This window comes from uncultured Blautia sp., from assembly GCF_902497045.1.
Classification (GTDB): Bacteria; Bacillota; Clostridia; order Lachnospirales; family Lachnospiraceae; genus Blautia_A.
On sequence record NZ_CABVDF010000186.1, the window covers coordinates 1 to 5,651 of the forward strand.

Genomic DNA, 5,651 nt, shown 5'->3' on the forward strand with positions numbered 1-5,651 from the left:
TTTTGGGAGGCGATTTTTATGAAAAAAATTTTTCAGATACTTCTTATATGTGGTCTGATCCCGGCTCTTTCTATTCCGGTATCTGCTGCATCTGACTCCGGCAAAAACGAAGAAGGACAGGCTATGATCGGTCCTTCCCGGTCAGACTCGGAAAGTTCCTCCGGCATGGACTGGGGCGCAGCCAACAATGCAGCTTCCCCTGCTGCCGGAGATGGTGATTTTACCGTTGTTATTGATCCCGGCCATCAGGGACCTTCCGTGGACATGAGCGCTCCGGAGCCTATGGCTCCTGGTTCCAGCCAGACCAAACCCAAAGCAACCTCAGGCACACAGGGAAACTTCTCCGGAGTCCCGGAGTATGAACTGAACCTGCAGGTTTCCCTTCTTCTTCAGCAGGAGCTGGTCAAAAGAGGCTATCATGTGATCATGACCAGAACAGATAATGAAACAGCCATCAGCAACAGCGAACGCGCTGTACTTGCCACTGAACAGAATGCAGATATTACCGTACGAATTCATGCCAACAGCGATGGAAGTTCATCTGCCTCAGGCGCTCTGACCATGGCGCCTACCTCAGGCAATCAGTATCTTTCCTCTGACATCATCGAAAAAAGCAATACTCTTGCATCCTGCATTATCAGCCACTATTGTACGGCTACCGGGCTGGAAAACAAAGGTGTGATCTCTTCGGATAATATGACCGGGACCAACTGGAGCACTGTCCCTGTGGCAATCCTGGAAATGGGTTTTATGAGTAATCAGTCAGATGATCTTTATATCACAAATACTGCCAATCACCCCATTATGGTATCCGGTATTGCAGACGGCATTGACGAATATTTCAGCATTGTAGAACCGCAGAATGCCGGAAAAGGTCAGCATCTCAAGGATCTGACCCAGCAGCTGAAAACAGACTACACAGACAAACTGGAAAAAGAAGGGGAAAACTGGTCTATTGCAGTTATGGACCCTGTTACCGATGATTACAGTACGATTCGCGCAGATGATTCCATGGAATCTGCCGGTCTGATCAAAACCTTTATTATGGGAGCTGTTTTTGAATATCTGGTCTATCCGGATCATGCTGAAATGCCTTCCTCTGACTATGAAACCAGCCTGAAACCCCTTCTCAGCAGAATGATCACAGATAATGATAATTTCTCTGCAGATGATCTTGTGAAACTTCTGGGAAATGGAGATTTTAATAAAGGCGTGGAGCTTGTGAACGATTTTTGCAAATCTCATAGTTTTTCCTGCACAACTATGGGGGCAGAACTTCTGGAAAAAGATTCTACTGCCAATAATTTCACCAGTGCTTCAGACTGCTGCAGACTCCTTACAGAAATCTATAAAGGAAATCTGGTAAATCAGCAGGCCTCTGAAGAAATGCTGGATCTTTTAAAACAGCAGAACCTTAAGTCCAAGATTCCTTCCGGCCTCCCTAAAGATGTCGAAACTGCCAGTAAAACCGGAGAGATGACAGAAGATCAAAATCCTGTCCTTGTTGAAAATGATATCGCTGTTGTTTTTGACAGCAGCCGCCCTTATGTGATCTGTATTCTTTCTAACTGTATCAAAAACAATGAAGATGCCCAGAAGACTATCAGGCAGATCTCTTCTGATGTATATCAGTATATGACTTCCTCAGACAAAAACTGACTTGCAGTATAAAACATACTACTTTCCTATTGCATAAAAAGAGCAGCTCCACGGTACCCATTCCGCAGGCTGCTCTGTTTTCATTCGTTTGCTTCTGTTTTTTCTTTCTGTGCTTCCTTTTCTCTCATTCTGGAAAAAACCATCTCATATCCGTCATTTCCATAGTTCAGGGAACGGTTTACACGGCTGATAGTTGCTGTGGATGCACCTGTCTTCTCAGATATATCCAGATACGTACGCTTATCCGTCAGCATCTTTGCAACTTCAAATCTCTGTGAAAGGGAAAGAAGTTCATTGATCGTGCACACATCTTCAAAAAATGTGTAACATTCTTCTTTATTTTTCAAACAAAGAATTGCTTCAAAGAGATGATCCACCTCTTCCGTTCTGATTTTTTTACCCATATTCTCTGCTCCTTTAAATCACTGTCATATTATTGCATAAAATATTAACACTTTAACCTGTGATAAGCAAGAGGTTTTTCAACGATTTAGCAGATTAAAATCTTTTATTTACATATTTTTTCAGCATTTCCACGGAATGGTTTAAAACCAGTTCTTCAGGAAAATCAATTTCCTCCAAAAGTTCTCTTGCCATGTGAAACTCCCCAATAGCTGAATCAAAATGAGCGTCACTGTCCATCACTACCGGAACCTGATATTCCATACAAAGCTTCAGCATTTCCAGGTCATTCTCTCTTGCATCTTTACGAAAGCAGGAAGGTTCCAGTGAATGATTATTCAGTTCCAATACCTTTCCGTAATCTCTTGCTCCCTGAACAAGAGCACGGTAATCCACCTGATAACGTCCATCATCCGGATGTCCAATAATATTTACATAGGGATTCTTCATAACATTCAGATATGCTTCTGTATTTTCCTCTTTTGTTCCCGGCTTCATACAGGGAATATGGAGACTTGCAATAGCGATATCCATATTTTTCAGTTCTCTCTCTTCCAGATCCACCTTTCCGTCTGTATCTAAAATGTTCAATTCTGTTCCCATCAAAAGGCGGATTCCATACATTTCTCTTGGTACCACTTTCATATTATGAAAATAAAAATTATGACAGGTACCAGGCATAGCCGGGGCATGTTCTGTGATTCCCAAAACCTCCAGTCCCTTTTCTGATGCAGCTTTTGCCATTTCCCGTATTGTGCAGTATGCATGTCCGCTGGCAACTGTATGTGTATGCAGATCAAATAACGCTTTATATCTCATAAAAAACCTCCGTTCTGTATTTTTCTCTCATTTATTATACCGTATTTTTACTTCTTTTGTCATTACTGTTCTCTTCATTCACACGGAAGCGCCAAAATCCATTCCAAATTTCGTTACTGCTCACTCCGTTCACAGAAACAAGCCAAAATTCATTCCGGATTGCCTGCGGCAATGGAATTTCTCTTTCACGCCAGTTGAATTTTTCAGAAATATCAAGTATACTTGATTTTATAGAAAGAACAAATATTCGATTTTATAAAGAATGGAGATGAACTCATGGATCTGTTTGAATATGCAAAATCAAAAACCCTGGATCGTGAATCCCCTCTGGCTTCCCGTCTCCGCCCCACTACCCTGGAAGAAGTAGTCGGACAGGAACATATTGTAGGCAGAGACAAACTTTTATACCGGGCTATCAAAGCCGACAAACTTACCTCTGTTATTTTTTACGGACCGCCCGGCACAGGCAAAACCACTCTTGCCAAGGTGATCGCCAATACAACCAGTGCTGCTTTTACCCAGATCAATGCTACTTCTGCCGGAAAAAAAGATATGGAAGCCGTGGTAAAGGAAGCCCAGGACCGTTTGGGAATGTACGGAAAAAAAACAATCCTGTTTATTGATGAGATCCATCGTTTTAACAAAGGCCAGCAGGATTATCTGCTTCCATTTGTTGAAGACGGCACTATTATCCTTATTGGCGCCACCACGGAAAACCCTTATTTTGAAGTCAATGGCGCTCTTTTATCCCGCTCTATTATTTTTGAACTGAAAGCCCTCAGTAATGAAGATATTCAGAAACTGATCCTCCGGGCTGTCCATGACTGTGATAAGGGCATGGGAAATTATAACGCTGTCATAAATCCGGATGCCCTTGAATTTCTTGCAGATATGTCAGGCGGAGATGCCAGAAGCGCATTAAATGCTGTTGAGCTTGGAATTCTGACCACTCCCAAAAGCGAAGATGGACTAATCCACCTGACGTTGGAGGTTGCCTCAGAATGCATCCAGAAACGTGTTATCCGATATGATAAAAACGGAGATAATCACTATGATATCATTTCTGCTTTTATTAAAAGTATGAGGGGTTCAGACCCGGATGCTGCAGTCTATTATCTGGCAAAAATGCTTTATGCCGGAGAAGATGTAAAATTTATCGCCCGCCGTATCATGATCCTGGCTTCCGAAGATATCGGAAATGCAGATCCTCAGGCTCTTTGTGTAGCTTCTGCAGCTGCTCAGGCTGTAGAAAGAGTCGGAATGCCGGAATCCCAGATCATTCTCTCACAGGCAGCAGCCTATATGGCCTGCGCTCCTAAAAGCAACTCAGCCGTCAATGCAATTTCCGCTGCCATGGAATCTGTCAGAAATACTCAGACTACGGTTCCTGTGCATCTTCAGGACGCGCATTACGGAGGACATGAAAAACTTGGAAAAGGTATTGGCTACCAATATGCCCACAATTATCCCAATCATTATGTAAATCAGCAATATCTTCCTTCTGAAATTCAGGATCAGCATTTTTATGAACTTAGTGACATGGGCTATGAAAAAACTTTAAAAGAACATATGAAAAAAATCGGAGCTCTTTAAAAGAGCCCCGATTTTTTTGAGATGGAATTATTATTTATCGTCTTTTCTTCTTCTGAGACGCTGAATAAGTCCGATCATTGCACCACTACCTAATAATCCAGCAAATAATGGCATTGTGTTTGTCATATCACCAGTTCTCGGATTGTTTGTCTGAGTCTGAGCCTGGTTCTGGTTTGTATTGGTGTTGTTATTGTTATTGTTGTTATTGTTGTTGTTATTGTTGTTGTTATTGTTGTTGTTATTGTTGTTATTATTGTTGTTGTTATTGTTGTTATTATTGTTGTCGTTGTTATCCGGATCCGGAGTTGGTGTCGGATCATCCGGGTCTGGAGTTGGTGTTGGATCTGTCTCAGCAAGACGAACAGTTACAACTACTGTGCCATCTTCGATTGGAAGATCACCAACAATTGCTACAACGTATCCTTCCGGAACATCTGTCAGAGCGTTTGTGTTGACATATGTAGCATCTGCATCAAGCTGAAGAGCGCCTGTACCAACAACTTCGCCATCCTCAGTTACATACTGAACTGTAACATCCTGAACGTTTTCAATCTTTCTAACCTGAACTTCTGCTACAGTAGCGCTTCCAAGCCAGATATCTCCAACAGTTACAAGCTCATAGCCTTCCGGTACATCTGTCAGCATACTTGTGTTGAAGTATGTTGCATCCTCAGGAATTGTAATCTGAGAAACTGCGATCTCTGTTCCGTCTTTTTCATCAACGTAGCCGATCACGATGTCTTTCTCGCGAACTGCAGATTTTCTTACTTCTACATTTACTGTATCGTTCTCACCGATGTATACATCGCCAACCTCGCAAAGCTCATAGCCTTCCGGTACTGCTGTAAGAACGCTTGTGTTAAATGTTGTTGCATCTGCTGCTACTTTGATTGCTTCGATTCCGTTTTCGAACGGCATCTTTGTCTCTTCGTCAATATAGCTTACATATACTGTTCTCTCTGTAACAACTTTTCTTACTTCTACGTTTACAGTGTCATTTTCGCCAATGTATACGTCGCCTACTGCGCAAAGCTCATAGCCTTCCGGTACTGCTGTAAGAACGCTTGTGTTAAAAGATGTTGCATCTGCTGCTAACTTGATCTCTTCGATTGCATTTTCAAGAGGCATCTTTGTCTCTTCGTCAATGTAGCTTACGTATACAGATTTCTCTGCTTTTC

The 5,651-nt window shown here is 42.3% G+C and carries 4 protein-coding genes and 1 pseudogene; 2 read left to right on the forward strand and 3 right to left on the reverse strand.

The genetic code is table 11. The annotated features are described in order from the left end of the window. Window positions 1–18: 18 nt before the first annotated feature. The gene (locus RDS42_RS11710) at window positions 19–1,659 is read left to right on the forward strand and encodes an N-acetylmuramoyl-L-alanine amidase (protein ID WP_308783820.1); all 1,641 of its coding nucleotides are present in this window, start codon (window positions 19–21) and stop codon (window positions 1,657–1,659) included. Window positions 1,660–1,739: 80 nt separating this feature from the next. Here the strand turns inward: RDS42_RS11710 and RDS42_RS11715 are convergent, their stop codons facing one another. Both RDS42_RS11715 and RDS42_RS11720 read right to left on the reverse strand, forming a co-directional pair. Beyond that, on the reverse strand, window positions 1,740–2,063 hold the full coding sequence (locus tag RDS42_RS11715; protein ID WP_308783821.1) for a YerC/YecD family TrpR-related protein: 324 nt from the start codon (window positions 2,061–2,063) through the stop codon (window positions 1,740–1,742). A gap of 94 nt (window positions 2,064–2,157) precedes the next feature. After that, the gene (locus RDS42_RS11720; RefSeq protein WP_308783822.1) at window positions 2,158–2,880 is read right to left on the reverse strand and encodes a phosphatase; all 723 of its coding nucleotides are present in this window, start codon (window positions 2,878–2,880) and stop codon (window positions 2,158–2,160) included. 276 nt (window positions 2,881–3,156) lie between these two features. Between RDS42_RS11720 and RDS42_RS11725 the strand changes: the two genes are divergently transcribed. Continuing rightward, entirely contained in the window at window positions 3,157–4,473 is a 1,317-nt protein-coding gene (locus RDS42_RS11725; RefSeq protein ID WP_308783823.1) for a replication-associated recombination protein A, read from the forward strand. Between the two features lie 182 nt (window positions 4,474–4,655). On the opposite strand, the pseudogene RDS42_RS11730 reads toward RDS42_RS11725, so the two are convergent. After that, a pseudogene (locus RDS42_RS11730) lies at window positions 4,656–4,724 on the reverse strand (hypothetical protein); the annotation flags it as partial. Between the last annotated feature and the right edge of the window lie 927 nt (window positions 4,725–5,651).

What these genes read in the sequence shown, in the direction of transcription:
- RDS42_RS11710 (WP_308783820.1), top strand. Translation starts at nt 19, where the DNA reads ATGAAAAAAATTTTTCAGATACTTCTTATATGTGGTCTGATCCCGGCT.
- RDS42_RS11715 (WP_308783821.1), bottom strand. Translation starts at nt 2,063, where the DNA reads ATGGGTAAAAAAATCAGAACGGAAGAGGTGGATCATCTCTTTGAAGCA.
- RDS42_RS11720 (WP_308783822.1), bottom strand. Translation starts at nt 2,880, where the DNA reads ATGAGATATAAAGCGTTATTTGATCTGCATACACATACAGTTGCCAGC.
- RDS42_RS11725 (WP_308783823.1), top strand. Translation starts at nt 3,157, where the DNA reads ATGGATCTGTTTGAATATGCAAAATCAAAAACCCTGGATCGTGAATCC.